Source organism: Tessaracoccus caeni (assembly GCF_029211185.1).
GTDB lineage: Bacteria > Actinomycetota > Actinomycetes > Propionibacteriales > Propionibacteriaceae > Arachnia > Arachnia caeni.
This window is the reverse complement of record NZ_JARGDO010000004.1, coordinates 175,863-191,433: the sequence shown is the minus strand read 5'-3', so window position 1 is coordinate 191,433 and position 15,571 is coordinate 175,863. Positions and strand designations below refer to the sequence as shown.

Below are 15,571 nucleotides of genomic sequence, written 5' to 3'. Positions count from 1 at the left end.
CATGCGCAAGTTTATCCGCGCCGCAACAATTGGAAGCCTATTGGTCTCCGGGTGCAACGGATCGGTGATGGACGGCACTTCTGAGCCTGCCATACCCGAGAATCCACCTCCGCTGACATCTGTCGCTCAGATCATGCCACCCTTACTCGATTACTCGGCCACTTTCGAGGAAGCGGCCACCATTTCTAATGCTGAGGAACTCCTGGCCGCGCGATGCGCGGCCAGGTTTGGCGTCACTTACGAGCCCGACCTTACGGCCACCGCACTGACCACGTCGATGGACATCTCACCCCGCTACGGGCCGATTGATCCAGCTTGGGTGGCTATACATGGCTACACTCCACAAGCACCCGAATTCAGTGAAGGCACCCCGTGGGATCCGTCTCCCGAACTACTCGAGGTGCTTTACGGTGAGGATGCGAACGGCAACCGTGCCAAACAGAAGGACCACGACGGAAACCCCGTCAATGAGTTCGGGTGCTTCGGGGAAGCCAGGCAGGAACTCTTCGTTGACAATCCCTATTTCGGCGATCTGGAGCGGTTCATTGAACAGGGATTGGGCTACGCCCAAGAACGCATGGCCGTAGACTCCCGCGTCGTCAAAGCCGAAAACGACTGGGTCGCCTGCATGGCGACGCGCGGTTACTCTGGCGACACCTACAACGCCATCGTCGACGAGAACGTGACGAGCGAAGCGCCCGACGGCGACCTGGACTTTGCCATGGATGACGTGGCCTGTGCGCAGCAGGTGAATCTTCCGGGCATCAGCTACGCCGTGGATTCTGCCTATCAGGAGCGCTGGCTGGAAGAGCACGGCGCCGAGCTGAAGACCCTCCATGACGGATTCGAGGCGGGGCTTGAGCGGGCCAAAGAGGTGCTGAGTAACCGATGAGCGACCCAGGGCGGGTCAAGGGCCTGCTGACCATGGTGATCGTCTCGCTCCTCAGCCTGGGGGTGGGCGTCGGGGCGACGTTCTTCATCAAGTCGCCCGCACAGGAGGCGGCGGAGCGAGAGGCTCCGCCGCCCACGACGCTCACCGAACCCGTTCAGCTGGGCACGGTGCAGCAGACCCTCACCGCCGCCGTACAGGTGGAGCGCCGCAGCACCACCACGGTGGCCACCCGGGCGGGCGACGTGGTGACGGGTGTGCCCGTCGCCAACGGGGACATCGTCGAGGCGGGGTCGGTGCTGCTGGAGGTGGGTGGCCGTCCCGTGATCGCGCTGCGCGGCAAGATCGCCCACTACCGTGACATCACCCCGGGCATGTCGGGCCCGGACGTCACCCAACTCATCAAGGCGCTCCGCAAGCTCAAGCTGAACACCGGCTCGGAGAAGTCCTTCGGCCCCAAGAGTCAGGCTGCCGTCGAGCAGCTCTACGAACAGCTGGGCTATGAGGCCACCACCGTCGGCATCGACGAGTTGGACGCTGCGCAGCAGGCCGCGAAGGACGCCAAGCGCGGCCTTCGCGACGCCAACCGCGCCTACCAGCAGGCCCGCACCTCGCTGGAGCGAGCCCGCCGCGCGCTGCCCGCCGACGCCACCGACGACGACAAGCTGGCCAGGAAGGACGCGATCGCCGATGCCGAGATCGCGCTGGAGGATGCCGGCACGGCGGTGACCGACGCCGAGTCGGCGGAGAAACAGGCCCGGGACGAGGTAACGAAGGCGCAGCACTCCGCCGGGGTGACCATCCCCGCCACCGAACTGGTCTTCGTGCCCGCCTTCCCCGCCACCGCCAAGGTCATCGCGACGCTCGGCGCGAGCGCCGGGGGCGATGCGTTGAGCCTGGTCAGCGGGCCGTTGGTGGCCGTGGCCAGCGTGCCCGAGTCGCAGGGGCGCGACCTGGCCAAAGACCAAGCAGCCGGCATCATCACCAGCGACGGGCAGGAGGCCCCCGCGACGGTCACCTCCGTCGAACTCCAGCAAGGCACCGACCCTCAGAGCGAGCAGCCGGTCTCCGTCTGGCACGTCGTGCTCACCCCAGACCCCGAGCTGCCCGACGCGGAGCTGGGGCAAGAGCTGCGCGCCCGGGTGCAGGTGCGAGTCTCCGACGAGGAGGTGCTGCACGTGCCGGTGACGGCCGTCTCCACTGCTATGGACGGCACCCCGCAGGTGTCGGTGCTCGCCGCCGACGGGGAGCGCGTCACCGTGCCGGTGGCGACCGGCCTTCAGGGCGATGGCAGGGTTCAGGTGACGCCCACCAAGGACGGCGGCCTGCGCGAGGGCGACCAGGTGATCATCGGTGGGTGAGTTTCCGGTGCTCGAGTTCGAGGAGGTCACGCGTACCTTCCCCGGGCCTCCCCCGGTGACCGCGCTGCGTGAATGCAGCCTCGCCATCCATGCGGGAGACCTGGTCACTGTGCGCGGGCCCAGCGGCTCGGGCAAGTCCACCTGGCTTCACCTGGCAGGCCTCCTCGACCGCCCCACCACCGGACGGATCAGCCTCAACGGCACCGACACGTCGCAGCTCAGCGAGCGCGCCCGCACCCAGCTGCGCTCGCAGCAGATCGGCTTCGTGTTCCAGTCGTTCCACCTGATCCCGCACCGCAGCGTGCGCGAGAACGTCGCCCTCCCCGGGGTGTATCAGGCCATGGCGCCCGACGAGCGGGAACGAGCGGCGGCCAGCCTGATCGAGCGCGTCGGGCTGGCCCACCGCCTGGACGCCCCGGCCAACCGGCTCTCCGGCGGCGAGATGCAGCGCGTCGCCATCGGGCGCGCACTGATGGGGGACCCGCCGATCCTGCTGTGCGACGAGCCGACCGGAAACCTCGACTCGGAGAACGGCGAGCGCGTGATGAACCTGCTGCTGCGCGTCAACGCCGAGGGAACAGCTGTGGTGATCATCACCCACGACCAAGACATCGCCGCGCTGGGTCGCAGCCAGTTCGTCACCCGCGACGGCCGGATGGCCCGAGCATGAAGTCCCGCCTGCCTCGTGTGGCCCGCCGTCCTCGGGAGCCTCGCACCCCTCGCCCACCCCGGGCCCGCCGTCGGGATCTGGTGGCCGAGGCCATCTCCGGCATCCTGCAGCGGCCGGGCCGATCGGCCCTGACGGCCTTCGGCACCGTGCTCGGCGTGGCCGTGCTGATCGTCGTACTGGGGCTGACATCGTCGGCCTCGGCACAGATCGACAGCCGATTCGACCCCAAGACGGCGACGGAGGTCTCCGTGTCGAGCGGCGTGCCGGACGCCTCCAGCCTGCTGCCCCTCCCGTCCGACGCTGTCCCCCGCGCGCTGCGGATCGACGGCACCGTCACCGCAGGCTTCGGCTATCCGCTGTCGGGGGTGCGCGGCCAGGTGTCGCAGTCACCCTCCGACGGGTCTTCGGCCACCGTGATGGCGGTCACCCCGGGCTTCCTCGACGGCATCGGGATGGTCAGCGACACCGGCGCCGCGATCAACGACTGGCACCAGGACAACGCAGCCCGGGTGGCGCTGCTCGGCCCGCAGGTGGCGCGCGCCATCGGCTACGGCTCGGCGCACAGCGGCTCGGCGATCTGGGTCGACGGCGTGCGGTTCGCCGTCGCGGGGGTACTCACCGACGTCGAGGCGCATCCCGAGCTGCTGACCGCCGTCTCGATCCCCCTGTCCGTCGCGCTGGAGCTGTTCCCGAACGCCCACAGCGAGGCAACGCTCTGGGTGACGACCGAGATGGGCGCAGCGCAGGTGGTGGGCGCGCAGATCGCCCTGGCCATCGACCCCAGCTTCCCCGACCGGCTCCAAGTGACCACGCCACCCGATCCACTGGCCCTGCGCGAGTCCGTCGCCTCCGACCTCACGACGTTGTTCGTGCTGCTCGGCGTCGCCTGCCTGATCGTCGGCATGGTCAGCATCGCCAACACCACCTTCGTTGCGGTGATCGAACGCACCCCGGAGATCGGCCTGCGCCGCGCCGTCGGCGCACATCCGTCGCAGATCCTCGGCCAGTTCCTGATCGAGTCGGTGATCCTCGGCCTGCTGGGCGGGCTGGTCGGCTCAGCTCTCGGGGTGCTGAGCGTCGTTATCGTGTGTCTGAAGCGAGACTGGACGGCCGTGCTCGACTGGCGGATCGCCGTCTCCGGCCCGCTGCTCGGGGCGGTGGTCGGCATGATCGCCGGCGCCGTCCCCGCCTGGCGCGCCTCCCGCATCGAACCCATCGCCGCACTGAGGGCCTAACGCTTAAGAGTTCACGATTCCACCGACTTCGGTGGAATCGTGAACTCCTAGGGAACCGGCGCGGCCCACGCGCGTGGAAGACTGGGCAGATGAGGATGGCAGTCACGGGATCGACGGGATTGATCGGCTCGGCTCTCGTCCGGTCGCTGCTCGTCGACGAGCACGAGGTCGTGCGGCTGGTGCGGCCGGGCGCGCAGACGGGACGACGGGAGGACGGGACGATCGGGGTCGCCTGGAATCCGGCGGAGCGGCAGATCGACGCCGCCGCGCTGGAGGGGATCGACGGGGTGGTGCACCTGGCCGGCGCCGGCGTCGGCGACAAACGGTGGACGTCGTCGTACAAGAACCAGATCATGGAGAGCCGGCGGCTCGGCACCTCCACCCTCGCGCGGGCGCTGGCCGGCCTGGACCGACCTCCGTCGGTGCTGGTCAGCGCCTCGGCGGTGGGCTACTACGGCCAGACCGGCGACCAGCCGGTGACCGAGGACGCGCCCGCCGGGACCGACTTCTTGGCGGAGGTGTGCCGGGTGTGGGAGTCGTCGGCTGATCCTGCTCGCGAGGCCGGCATCCGCGTCGTGCATCCGCGCACCGGCCTGGTCTTCGACCGCTCCGGAGGGGCCGCCGCCAAGCTGCTTCCCCTGTTCCGGCTAGGGCTGGGAGGAAAACTGGGCAGCGGCCGGCAATGGTGGAGCCTGATCTCGCTGGCCGACGAGGTGGGCGCGATCCGCTTCCTGCTCGGACACGACGAGATCTCGGGCCCAGTCAACCTCACCGGCCCCACGCCGGTCACCAACGCGCAGCTCACCGCAGAACTCGCGCGACAGCTGAAACGTCCCGCCGTGGTGCCGGTGCCGTCGTTCGCCTTGAGAATCGCCTTGGGCGAGATGGCCGTCGAGGTGATCGGCAGTCAGCGGGTTCTCCCGTCCGCCCTCGAACGAGCCGGCTACCGCTTCCGACACCCCGACCTCCCATCGATCGTCACCGCAGGTCTCGGACGTCTCGGCTAGGGTCTGTTGCGGAAGTGGTGGCCGTTGCGAGCGGCGTCATGGTGCGTCAGATGCAAGGCGCAGGAGGAAGGAGCTAGTGGTGCTACCTTCGACGAGTGCAACGAAGCAGATGGCGTGCCAGGGCGTCGCGTAGTAGGCCACTTCCACTTTCGTAACAGGCCCTAGTCGACGAGGTGTTCCGATAGGAGGCGGCGGGTGTCGTCGGACAGCTCGACGGGGCGGCCGAAACCGTCGGCTGAGACCAGCACGGTACGACCTCGGATGAACACCGTTCCAGACTCAGGATCCACCATCTCCGCGGCAAGGGTCAGCGAGGTTCGCCCCAACCGCACGGGGGCGGTGAGCACCACGAAGGGTTCGACGCGGTGCGGGATCTGCGAGACGTAGTCGACGTCCTGCTGCGCCACCAGCCACATGCGCTCGCCCTCGCCGGCCCCCATCCGGGCCATCGACGGATCCCAACGGGCGGTGGCCTCGATCCGGGCCTGCTGAAGGTAGTCGAAGACGACGGCGTTGTTGACGTGTCCGTAGCGGTCGAGATCCGACCACCGCACGGGCATCTCGATCGGTTCCCCGCGGCCATCCAGCCGAGGTGCCTCGACGGCCGGCAGGGGCCCGAAGTCGGCCTTGTGCAAGCCGAAGAACTCCCGGTCCAGCGGGGTCAGCCGCACGGGACGCTGCGTCGCGAAATCGAACGGGCACAGCACGGTGCGGGCGTCCGCAACATGCTGCCCGTCCTGGCTGAGCCGGTAGCCCAGCTCGTAGCGAGCCCCGCCCAACGAGACGGTGCCCAACTCGATCTCGACACCGGACGCCGAGTAGCGCACCGGATGCCGGTAGGCAATCTGGTGGCCGACCACCACCAGGCCGTCGCTCAACAGCGTCGACTCTGGGTTGGTAGCGAGGAAGGCGACGCGCGCCTCCTGCAGATAATCGATCAGCAGCGCATTGTTGACGTGCCCCTGCGCGTCCAGGTCAGACCAGCGCAGGGGGCACGTGTAGCGAAACACGGGAGTCCTATCGAGCGAGTTCTCAGTCCTCCGGCGGGTAGAAGCCCTCGATGATGTCGGCGAACTGCTGGGTGACGACACCACGTCGGATCTTCATGTTGGCCGTGACGCCGTCGTTGTCGACCGTCAGCTCCTGATTCAGGATGGCGAACTTCTTCACCGTCTCCCAGCGCTCGAGCTTCGAGTTGGCCTTCTCCATCTGCCGCTCGATCGACGCGTAGATCTCGGGACGCTGGGTGAGTTCCGCGTAGGGGAGGTGGCCGAGGTCGCGCTTCTCAGCCCAGGTCTGCAGCATGACGGGATCGAGCACGACGAGTGCCGAGACGAACTTGCGATCATCGCCGATGGCCACGGCCTGCGACACGTAGGGGATGTTCGCGGTGATCGCGGCCTCCACTTTCTGCGGCGAGACGTACTTGCCGCCCGAGGTCTTGAACAGATCCTTCTTGCGGTCGGTGACGCGCAGCTTGCCCTCGGGACTCAGTTCGCCGATGTCGCCGGTGTGATACCAGCCGTCCTCCTCGAAGACCTCGGCGGTGCGCTCCGGCAGGTTGTGATACCCGGGGCTGATGATCGGGCCGCGCAGCAGGATTTCACCGTCATCGGCGATCTTCACCTCGATGCCCGGCATGACCCGGCCCACCGTGCCCGGCGTGGGCGGCAGCGGAAGATCCACCGCAGCGATCGCGGAGGTCTCGGTGGCGCCGTAGCCCTCGACCACCATGATGCCGGCGCCGACGAACCACCGCTGCACCTGCGGGGCGAGCTTCGCCGAACCGGAGATCATGAACTTGATGTTTCCGCCCAGGCGTTCCTTGAGCTTGCTGAACACCAGTTTGTCGGCAAGGTTCCAGCGCACCTTCATGGCGCCCGTCAGCTCCTTGCCCTCCGCGATGTAGGGCGACGCCTCGCGAGCGACCGCGAAGGCCCAGCGCGCGATGCGAGCCTTCAGACCCGTGTTGCTGGTCATCACCGTGGCGCGGACCTTCTCGAAGATGCGCGGCGCGCCGCACATGAAGGTGGGCTTCACCTCGCCGAGGCCGACGACGATGCGGTCGATGCGTCCGTCGACGGCGGAGGCGAATCCGTAGGAGAGCTGCACGGCGATCAGCGCCTTGCCGAACACGTGACTGAGCGGGAGCCAGAGGTACTGGATCTCGTCGTGCTCGATGACCTTCAGATGCTTGGTGGCGACGCCCTCATAGACCCAGGAGATGTGATTGAGACGCACACCCTTCGGCCGACCGGTGGTGCCGGAGGTGTAGATCAGCGTCGAGAGGGTGTCGTGGCCGGTGGAGTCGATGGCCTCCTCCACCGCCGCCGGATGCTCGGCCAGATGGCTTTGTCCGAGTTCCAGCAGCTGCTGGTAAGAGATGATCCGGTCGTTCAGCTCCACGCCGTCGGTGTCCAGCACCACGACGGTATGGAACTGGTCGGCGTCGAGGTTCACCTTGGCGAGCTGGGTGGCGTTCTCCACGATCGCCACCACCGACCCGGAGTCGGTCAGGATGTAGTCGAAGTCGTCGGCGCTGGTGTTGGGGTAGATCGTGGTGGTGGCGCCGGCCGCGCAGGCGATCGCGAGATCCAGCAGGATCCACTCCAGCCTCGTCGCCGAGGCGATGGCGACGCGCTCCTCGTACTTCAGTCCTCGAGCGAGCAGGCCGGCGGCGAGGCGGTGCACCACCTCTTGCGACTCCGTCCAGGTGCTCCGTGCCCAGGTGTTAGGCCCCTCGGGCGCCCGGTCGGGCTCCAGGAAGGCCAACGAATGCGGGGTCTCCTTGACCCGCCGCCGCAGCATGTCGCCGACGCTCGCGGGAGCGTCTTCCAGTAGTTGTTGCCGAAGGGCCAGTACGTCGTCTTGCACGCTCAAGTCACGAACTCCTCGCTCGGGGTATTGTCCCCTAGCCTATCCACTGCCCTGGTGCGGCACGGGGATCCACGCCGCACGGTTTGCCGGACCTCGCCATCCTGATTGAACGCTCAACCATCTGGTAGGCTGGTTCGCATGTCGGAACCCGAGGGCGGCTGGCTGACGGACCACCAGCAACACATCTGGCGCAGCTACCTGCTCGCCTCCACCCGGATCTCCGAAGAACTCGACCAGGCGCTAGCTCCCTTCAACCTCTCGCTCGCCGAGTACGAGCTGCTGGTGCGACTGTCCGAAGCCCCCGGACACACCGTCCGCATGGGCGACCTGGCGTCGTCGGTGCGGCACTCGCGCTCTCGCCTCACCCACACCGCAAAGCGGATGGAGTCCAAGGGGCTGCTCCGCCGCGAGTCGTGTCGCGGCGACGGGCGTGGCGTCCAGGCCGTGCTCACCGACGAGGGCATGGCCGTTCTCGTCGAGGCCGCGCCCACCCATGTGGAGTCCGTGCGCCGCGCCTTCGTCGACGCCATTCCCGGCGACGACTTCGACGGCCTCGGGCGTGCCATGTGCGCCATCCTGCGCGCCGCCGACGAGCGGGCCGCATCACCCGCTCCGTAGCCGACTGAGATACTTGGCGGGTGAGTTACGACACCTCGACGCTGACCCGCGCGCTGTACTCCAGCGACGCATCGCTCTACCGGGTCGTTCCGCAGGCGGTGGCTCATCCACGCACCACCGACGAGCTCGAGCAGATCGTGCGCGACGCACTGCGCGCCGGCACCCCGATCACCGCTCGCGGCGCGGGAACCTCGTGCGCGGGCAACGCCGTCGGCCCCGGCCTGGTGATCGACGTGGCCCGGCACCTCACCCGCATCCACTCCATCGACCCTGAAGAACGCACGGCGATCATCGATCCCGGCGTGGTACAGGCCGACCTCCAGGCGGCCGCCCGGCCGTACGGGCTGCGCCTCGGCCCCGACCCCTCCACGTCGTCGCGGTGCACCGTCGGTGGCATGATCGGCAACAACGCCTGTGGCCCGCGCGCCCTGGGCTACGGCCGGATGGCCGACAACGTCGTCGAACTCGACATCATCACGGGCACCGGCGAGAAGCTGACGCTGGGCCGCGACGACCTGCCGGAGCTGCGTGCCCTCGTCGCCGCCCACCTAGGCACCATCCGCACCGAGTTCGGCACCTTCATCCGGCAGGTGTCCGGCTACTCGATGGAACATCTGCTGCCGGAGCGGCGCTTCGACGTCCCTAAGTTCTTCGCCGGCACCGAGGGCACGCTCGGCGTCATCACCCGGGCGAAGGTGCGCCTGGTGGCGGATGCTCCGGTGAATCTGATGGTGGCGCTCGGCTACCCGACGATGGCGGATGCCGGCGACGACATCTCCAATCTGCTGCGCTTCAAGCCCACCGCTTGCGAGGGCCTGGACCGCCGGATCGTCGACGTGGTGATCGCCAAACTCGGCGCCGACTCGGTGCCGCCGCTCCCCCAGGGCGACGGTTGGATGTTCATCGAGCTGGTCGGCGATGACATCGCGGAGGTCCGGGAGCGGGCCGAGGCGCTGCTCGCCCAGGCAGCCGCCACCGACGGCTGGGTGGTCGATCAGCCGGCCGAGGCCGCGAAGCTCTGGCAGATCCGCGCCGACGGGGCGGGCCTGGCGGGCGTCTCCCTGGACAAGCCGGCCTACGGGGGGTGGGAGGATGCGGCTGTGCCGCCGGCCCAGCTCGGCAACTACCTGCGCGCCTTCGACGACCTGCTCGCCAAGCACGGCCTGCACGGCCTGCCGTACGGACACTTCGGCGACGGCTGCGTGCACTGCCGCATCGACTTCCCGCTCACCGAGCCCGACGGCGCCGCCCGCTACAAGGCCTTCGTCGAGGAGGGCGCGGAGATCGTCGCGCGTTTCGGCGGCTCCATGTCGGGCGAGCACGGCGACGGGCGAGCCCGCTCCGCCCTGCTGCCCAAGATGTACTCGGCCGACGCGATCGCGCTGTTCGGCAAGGTCAAGCAGCTCTTCGACCCCGACAACCTGCTCAACCCGGGCGTGCTCGTCGATCCTCGCCCGGTCGAGGAGGACATGCGGATGGTGGCGGTCAGCCGCTCGCCGCTGAACCTCACCGATCCCGAGTTCGTCGAGCAGGTGCACCAGTGCAGCGGCGTCGGCAAGTGCCTGGCCAACAACACCCCTGGCGGCGGTGTGATGTGCCCGAGCTACCAGGCGACGCGCCAGGAGAAGGATTCGACGCGAGGCCGGGCACGTGCGCTGCAGGAGATGGTCAACGGGTCGGTGATCGCCGCCGGCTGGCGCAGTCCCGAGGTGGCCGAGGCCCTGGATCTCTGCCTGTCCTGCAAGGGCTGCGCCCGCGACTGCCCCACCGGCATCGACATGGCCGCGTACAAGGCGCGCGTCACGCACGAGCGCTTCAAGGGACGGCTGCGGCCGCGTAACCACTACTCCCTCGGCTGGCTGCCGCGCTGGGGTCGGATGATCACGACGGTCCCCGGCCTCGGTCGCCTGATCAACATCGTCGGCGGCGCCCCCGTCCTCGGTCGCGCCCTGCGCTGGGGCGCCGGCGTCGACCGCCGCCGCGAAATCCCCCGCTTCGCCTCCCGCTCCGCCCGCAGCACGCTCCCCACAACGCTCCTTGAGGAGCGAGGAACGAGCGTCTCGAAAGGAGCCCGCGGCCGAACGATGAACTCACCCACCGTCTCATCCAAAGGCCGTGTCCTGCTCTGGGTGGACTCCTTCTCCGACTGCTTCGAATCCGGCACCTTCGCCGCCATGGTCCAGCTGCTGGTGCGCTGGGGCTACCAGCCTGAGGTGCTGGACAAGACGGCGTGCTGCGGTCTCACCTGGATCTCCACGGGTCAGCTCGACGGGGCCCGCCGTCAGCTGCGCCGCTCGGCCGAGGTGCTGGCCGGCTACGTCGCCGACGGGGTACCGATCGTCGGGCTGGAGCCGTCGTGCACGGCGGTCTGGCGTTCCGATGCCCCCGAGCTGCTGCCCGACGACCCCAACGTCGCGGCGCTGAATGGCATGGTGCTGACGCTGGCCGAGTTCCTGGCTCGCGACGAAGACTTCGTCGCCCCCGACCTATCCGGCCACACCATCGTCGCCCAGCCGCACTGCCACCACGCCTCGGTCATCGGCTGGGGCCCGGACAAGGCACTGCTGGAGTCGACGGGGGCCAAGCTGGTCACCGTCGGCGGGTGCTGCGGGTTGGCCGGCAACTTCGGCGTCGAGATCGGTCACCACGAGGTGAGCGTGAAGGTCTTCGAGCACGACCTCGGCCCCGCCATCGAGGCCCATCCCGACGCCATCGTGCTGGCCGACGGCTTCAGCTGCCAAACCCAGCTGACCTCCCTGGCCAGCCGCCCGTCGATGAGCCTCGCCGAACTCCTCGCCACTCACTGAGTCCCTGCGCATGGTCACGCTCTCCTCGAGGCTCGGCCGCAGACGGCCTCGCACCTCGAAGAGCGTAGGTGGAGAACCTCGAAGAGCGTGAATCAGATGCAACCGGATGCCAGACTCAGGCGTATTCCTCACAACTAACCGACACACCGCACGGGAGGAGGAACCATGAACGAGGCGCAATTCGATGCGTTCTACACCGCGTCGTTCAGCCGCGTCGTGGGACAGATCTACGTGATGTGCGGCAACCTCACCGAGGCCCAGGACTGCACGCAGGAAGCATTCATCCGGGCCTGGGATCACCGAAGCCAGCTCACCGCCTCCGGCAACCCGGAGGCCTGGGTCCGCACCACCGCATACCGGCTCGCCGTGAGCCGTTGGCGCAAGGCCAAGCGGGCATTCCGCCAGCCTGATCGCGCACTCGAAACCATGACCGCCACCGAGCCATCACCCGACAGGGTCGCCGTGGCGGAAGCTCTCAAGCAGCTCCCCAAAGATCAACGACGAGCCATCGTGCTGCACCACCTGTGTGACCTCAGCGTCTCCGAGGTGGCCACCGAGGTCGGCTCGCCCACCGGGACCGTCAAGGCCCGGCTCTCCCGCGGTCGCGCCAAGCTGGCGCAACTGCTCAACACTGATTTGGAGGCCCGTCATGCCTGATCGCATCCCCGAACTGGACAGCCTCGCCTCCGAAGCGAAAGAGGTGACCATGATGCCTGCAGAGGAAGTCCGACGCCGTGGCAATCGCCGCCGCACCACCCGCCGGGCGAGCATCGCCGCCGGCACCGCCGCCCTGGCCGTCGTCGCCGGGTTCGGCATCTGGCAGTCGCCGCTGGCTGACGGCCTGCGCACCCCGCAATGGGCGAACACCGCGGTCCCGTCCCCGACGCCGAGCGACTCCCCCAGTCAGACCTCCAGCCCGTCCCCCGCCCCGACGCAGACCCCGACCCACACGCCGAACCTCCCGCCGGCGTTGGTTGCTCCCACCTGGGACAACCTCCCCACCGGTGAGATGCTCTCCGATCCGAGCGTGCCGGGATCCGTGGTCGAGCTCTCCGAGTACGAGGGCCCCGGGCAAGCGGCGAAGGGCCTGTGCGACCCCGGCGAATGGGGCAATCCCAGCTCCTTCCTGGTGAGGGAATACGGCGGGGATGTCGAGGGTGCGGAGCCTTTCTACTGGGCTGCGGTGCTCAGCTACGACTCCATCGCCGATGCCGACGCCGGATACGCCATTCTCGTCGAGGCAGCCGCCAACTGTGGGCCTCAACTCGAAGAGGCTGGCTGGCACGATCCCAGGATCTATGACCTGTCCGCCGACCTGCCACCGATCGCCGATACGGATGCCGACCCGGTCGTTCTGTCCTTCTTCGGTGCAGGGGCACTGTCCGCTGACCCCAACACCGACCCCGGCGCCTTCAACGACACCCTGATCATTCAGGCCGGCGCGCGGGTTCTATGGGTTACCGAGGCACTCGAAGACGCCTGGGATCACAACTGCGTCCTCGGGGAAGATCCGGATATGGACCAATGCGCGATGGGCGCCAGCCTCCAAGAGATGTACGACGCCCTGGTGAAGTAGCCCCCAAAAGCAGTGGCCCCGGTCCGATCGGACCGGGGCCACTGTCGTTTGTTCAGCGGGTCAGGCGGCGGTGCGCCGACGACTTCGCGCGCTGGGCCGCGGGGCCGAGGCGCTCGGTCTTGTTGACCTCGTAATCGGCGAAGTTGCCCTCGAACCAGAACCAGCGCGCCGGATCCTCGTCGGTGCCCTCCCACGCGAGGATGTGGGTGGCGACACGATCCAGGAACCAGCGGTCGTGGGAGATCACGACGGCACAGCCGGGGAACTCCAGCAGCGCGTCTTCCAGCGACTGCAGGGTCTCGACGTCGAGGTCGTTGGTGGGCTCGTCGAGCAACAGCACGTTGCCGCCCTGCTTCAGCGTGAGCGCAAGGTTCAGGCGATTGCGCTCACCGCCGGAGAGCACACCCGCCGGCTTCTGCTGGTCGGGGCCCTTGAAGCCGAAGGAGGCGACGTAGGCGCGCGAGGGCATCTCGAAGTTGCCCACCTTGATGTAGTCGAGCCCGTCGGAGACGACCTCCCACACGTTCTTGTTCGGCTCGATGCCGCTGCGACCCTGGTCGACGTAGGAGAACTGCACCGTCTCGCCCACCTTCATGGAACCAGAGGTGGGCTCGTACTCGCCGATGACGGTGCGGAACAGCGTGGTCTTGCCGACGCCGTTGGGCCCGATGATGCCGACGATGCCGGCGCGCGGCAGCGAGAAGCTCAGGTTGTCGATCAGCACGCGCTCGTCGAAGCCCTGGCACACCTTCTCGGCCTCGAGCACCACGGAGCCCAGACGCGGACCGGCCGGGATGTTGATCTCGGCCAGGTCGATCGAACGGTAGCGCTCGGCCTCGGCCGCCAGCTCCTCGTAGCGGGCCAGACGAGCCTTGTTCTTGGCCTGGCGGGCCTTCGGATTGGAGCGCACCCACTCCAGTTCCTTCTCGAGGATCTTGGCGCGCTTGGCGTCCTTCTTGCCCTCGATCTGCAGGCGCTGGCGCTTGGTCTCCAGGTAGGTGGAGTAGTTGCCCTCGTAGCCCTGGAGACGACCGCGGTCGACCTCGCAGATCCACTCAGCGACGTTGTCAAGGAAGTAGCGATCGTGGGTGACGGCCAGCACGGCGCCCGGGTAGGACTTGAGGTGCTTCTCCAGCCAGTCCACCGACTCGGCGTCGAGGTGGTTGGTGGGCTCGTCGAGCAGCAGCAGGTCGGGAGCCTCGAGCAGCAGGCGGCACAGCGCGACGCGGCGACGCTCACCACCGGAAAGCACGTCGACGGGGGCGTCGCCGGGCGGGCACTGCAGGGCTTCCATCGCCTGCTCGAGCTGAGCGTCGATGTCCCACGCGTTGTGGTGATCCAGCTCGGTCTGCAGCTCGCCCATCTCGGCCATCAGCTTGTCGAAGTCGGCGTCGGGCTCGGCCATCTCCATGCCGATCTCATCGAAGCGGCGCAGCTTGGCCTTGATGTCGGCCACGGCCAGCTCGACGTTCTCCAGCACCGTCTTGTCGTCTTCCAGCGGCGGCTCCTGCAGCAGGATGCCGACGGTGGCACCCTTGGCGAGGTTGGCGTCGCCGTTGTTGGCCTTGTCGAGGCCGGCCATCAGCTTGAGCAGCGTCGACTTTCCGGCTCCGTTGGGGCCCACGACGCCGATCTTGGCGCCCGGGTAGAACGACAGCGTCACGTTGTCGAGGATGACCTTCTCACCGGCGGTCTTCCTGACGTTGTGCATCGTGTAGATGAACTCGGCCACTGGGCTGGCTCCCTTCCGCGTTTTGAACCGCAGGCCAGTATGCCATGCCGGACACGGAGACCCGCTTCTTGCCGAACGCCCAGGCTCACCACAGGCTCAGCACAAGGTTCGCACCTGAAGTGGAACCCAGGTCGATCTCCCGGCCTGAGTCACACATCCCATACCGGGAAAGGAAACCCATCATGAAGAAGTCCACCATCGTCGGTCTCTCGGCCGTCGCCCTCGCCGCGGGCGTGGGGTTAGGCGCCGGCTCCCTCGCCAGCGCGGACACCAGCACCCCGACGCCGTCTGCGTCGGCCAGCTCCGGCGCGGAGGCCGGCTCGAAGACCAAGTCCGAGCGCGGTCATCGCGGCGGCGGCCATGGCAAGCGAGGAGGCGGCCTGGGCGCCGACCTCGAGGGCCTCGCCACCAAGCTCGGCGTCACGGAGGATGCGCTGAAGGACGCCGTCGAGAAGGCGCGGGAGTCCCTGACCTCGTCGTCCGACTCGTCGACGAAGCCCTCGGATCAGGCCGACGAGGAGCGTGCGGCGGCCCGCGAGGAGAAGCAGAAGGCGCTCGTCTCGGCGGTCGCCAAGGAGCTGGGTCTCGACGAGCCCAAGGTCACCGCCGCCGTCGAGGAGGCGCAGGCCGAGCGCAAGGCGGAGAAGGAGGCCTCGCAGAAGGAGACGCTGGACACCGCCGTCGCGGACGGGAAGCTGACCCAGGCCGAGGCCGACGCCGTCGCCAAGGCCATCGACGAAGGCATCGTCCAGCTCCGAGGAAAGGGCCCCCGTCGCTGACCCTCACCCGACCGGAAAGG

General features: G+C 68.2%; 13 protein-coding genes. 10 read left to right on the top strand and 3 right to left on the bottom strand.

The window, feature by feature from the left end:
* Position 1 precedes the first annotated feature (1 nt).
* The 5 genes from P0D62_RS05450 to P0D62_RS05430 all read left to right on the top strand — a co-directional run bounded on the left by P0D62_RS05450 (position 2) and on the right by P0D62_RS05430 (position 5,162).
* On the top strand, positions 2-892 hold the full coding sequence (locus tag P0D62_RS05450) for a hypothetical protein (protein WP_275701615.1): 891 nt from the start codon (positions 2-4) through the stop codon (positions 890-892).
* On the top strand, positions 889-2,250 hold the full coding sequence (locus P0D62_RS05445) for an RND family efflux transporter (RefSeq protein WP_275701614.1): 1,362 nt from the start codon (positions 889-891) through the stop codon (positions 2,248-2,250). The genes P0D62_RS05450 and P0D62_RS05445 overlap by 4 nt, the downstream gene beginning before the upstream one ends.
* Positions 2,243-2,920, top strand: a complete 678-nt coding sequence (locus P0D62_RS05440; RefSeq protein ID WP_275701613.1) for an ABC transporter ATP-binding protein — start codon at positions 2,243-2,245, stop codon at positions 2,918-2,920. The genes P0D62_RS05445 and P0D62_RS05440 overlap by 8 nt, the downstream gene beginning before the upstream one ends.
* Positions 2,917-4,155: an ABC transporter permease gene (locus P0D62_RS05435; protein ID WP_275701612.1), complete on the top strand. Its 1,239-nt coding sequence runs from the start codon at positions 2,917-2,919 to the stop codon at positions 4,153-4,155. Before P0D62_RS05440 ends, P0D62_RS05435 begins: the two co-directional genes overlap by 4 nt.
* 89 nt (positions 4,156-4,244) lie before the next feature.
* Positions 4,245-5,162, top strand: coding sequence for a TIGR01777 family oxidoreductase (locus P0D62_RS05430; RefSeq protein ID WP_275701611.1), 918 nt, complete (start codon positions 4,245-4,247; stop codon positions 5,160-5,162).
* 161 nt (positions 5,163-5,323) lie between these two features.
* Here P0D62_RS05430 and P0D62_RS05425 read toward each other — a convergent pair whose 3' ends face one another.
* Both P0D62_RS05425 and P0D62_RS05420 read right to left on the bottom strand, forming a co-directional pair.
* Positions 5,324-6,172, bottom strand: a complete 849-nt coding sequence (locus P0D62_RS05425) for an acyl-CoA thioesterase (protein WP_275701610.1) — start codon at positions 6,170-6,172, stop codon at positions 5,324-5,326.
* A 22-nt stretch (positions 6,173-6,194) separates the two neighbouring features.
* The gene (locus P0D62_RS05420) at positions 6,195-8,036 is read right to left on the bottom strand and encodes an AMP-dependent synthetase/ligase (RefSeq protein ID WP_275701670.1); all 1,842 of its coding nucleotides are present in this window, start codon (positions 8,034-8,036) and stop codon (positions 6,195-6,197) included.
* Between the two features lie 141 nt (positions 8,037-8,177).
* Here P0D62_RS05420 and P0D62_RS05415 point away from each other — a divergent pair, with 141 nt between their 5' ends.
* The 4 genes from P0D62_RS05415 (at position 8,178) to P0D62_RS05400 (ending at position 13,040) form a co-directional block, all read left to right on the top strand.
* On the top strand, positions 8,178-8,657 hold the full coding sequence (locus P0D62_RS05415; RefSeq protein ID WP_275701609.1) for a MarR family winged helix-turn-helix transcriptional regulator: 480 nt from the start codon (positions 8,178-8,180) through the stop codon (positions 8,655-8,657).
* A 20-nt stretch (positions 8,658-8,677) separates the two neighbouring features.
* Complete coding sequence (locus tag P0D62_RS05410; RefSeq protein ID WP_275701608.1) at positions 8,678-11,464, top strand: FAD-binding and (Fe-S)-binding domain-containing protein; 2,787 nt, start codon at positions 8,678-8,680, stop codon at positions 11,462-11,464.
* A gap of 165 nt (positions 11,465-11,629) precedes the next feature.
* The gene (locus P0D62_RS05405) at positions 11,630-12,121 is read left to right on the top strand and encodes an RNA polymerase sigma factor (RefSeq protein ID WP_275701607.1); all 492 of its coding nucleotides are present in this window, start codon (positions 11,630-11,632) and stop codon (positions 12,119-12,121) included.
* Complete coding sequence (locus tag P0D62_RS05400; protein WP_275701606.1) at positions 12,114-13,040, top strand: hypothetical protein; 927 nt, start codon at positions 12,114-12,116, stop codon at positions 13,038-13,040. Before P0D62_RS05405 ends, P0D62_RS05400 begins: the two co-directional genes overlap by 8 nt.
* 52 nt (positions 13,041-13,092) lie before the next feature.
* Here the strand turns inward: P0D62_RS05400 and ettA are convergent, their stop codons facing one another.
* Complete coding sequence (ettA, locus tag P0D62_RS05395; protein ID WP_275701605.1) at positions 13,093-14,772, bottom strand: energy-dependent translational throttle protein EttA; 1,680 nt, start codon at positions 14,770-14,772, stop codon at positions 13,093-13,095.
* Positions 14,773-14,954: 182 nt separating this feature from the next.
* Between ettA and P0D62_RS05390 the strand changes: the two genes are divergently transcribed.
* Positions 14,955-15,551: a hypothetical protein gene (locus tag P0D62_RS05390; RefSeq protein ID WP_275701604.1), complete on the top strand. Its 597-nt coding sequence runs from the start codon at positions 14,955-14,957 to the stop codon at positions 15,549-15,551.
* Positions 15,552-15,571 lie beyond the last annotated feature (20 nt).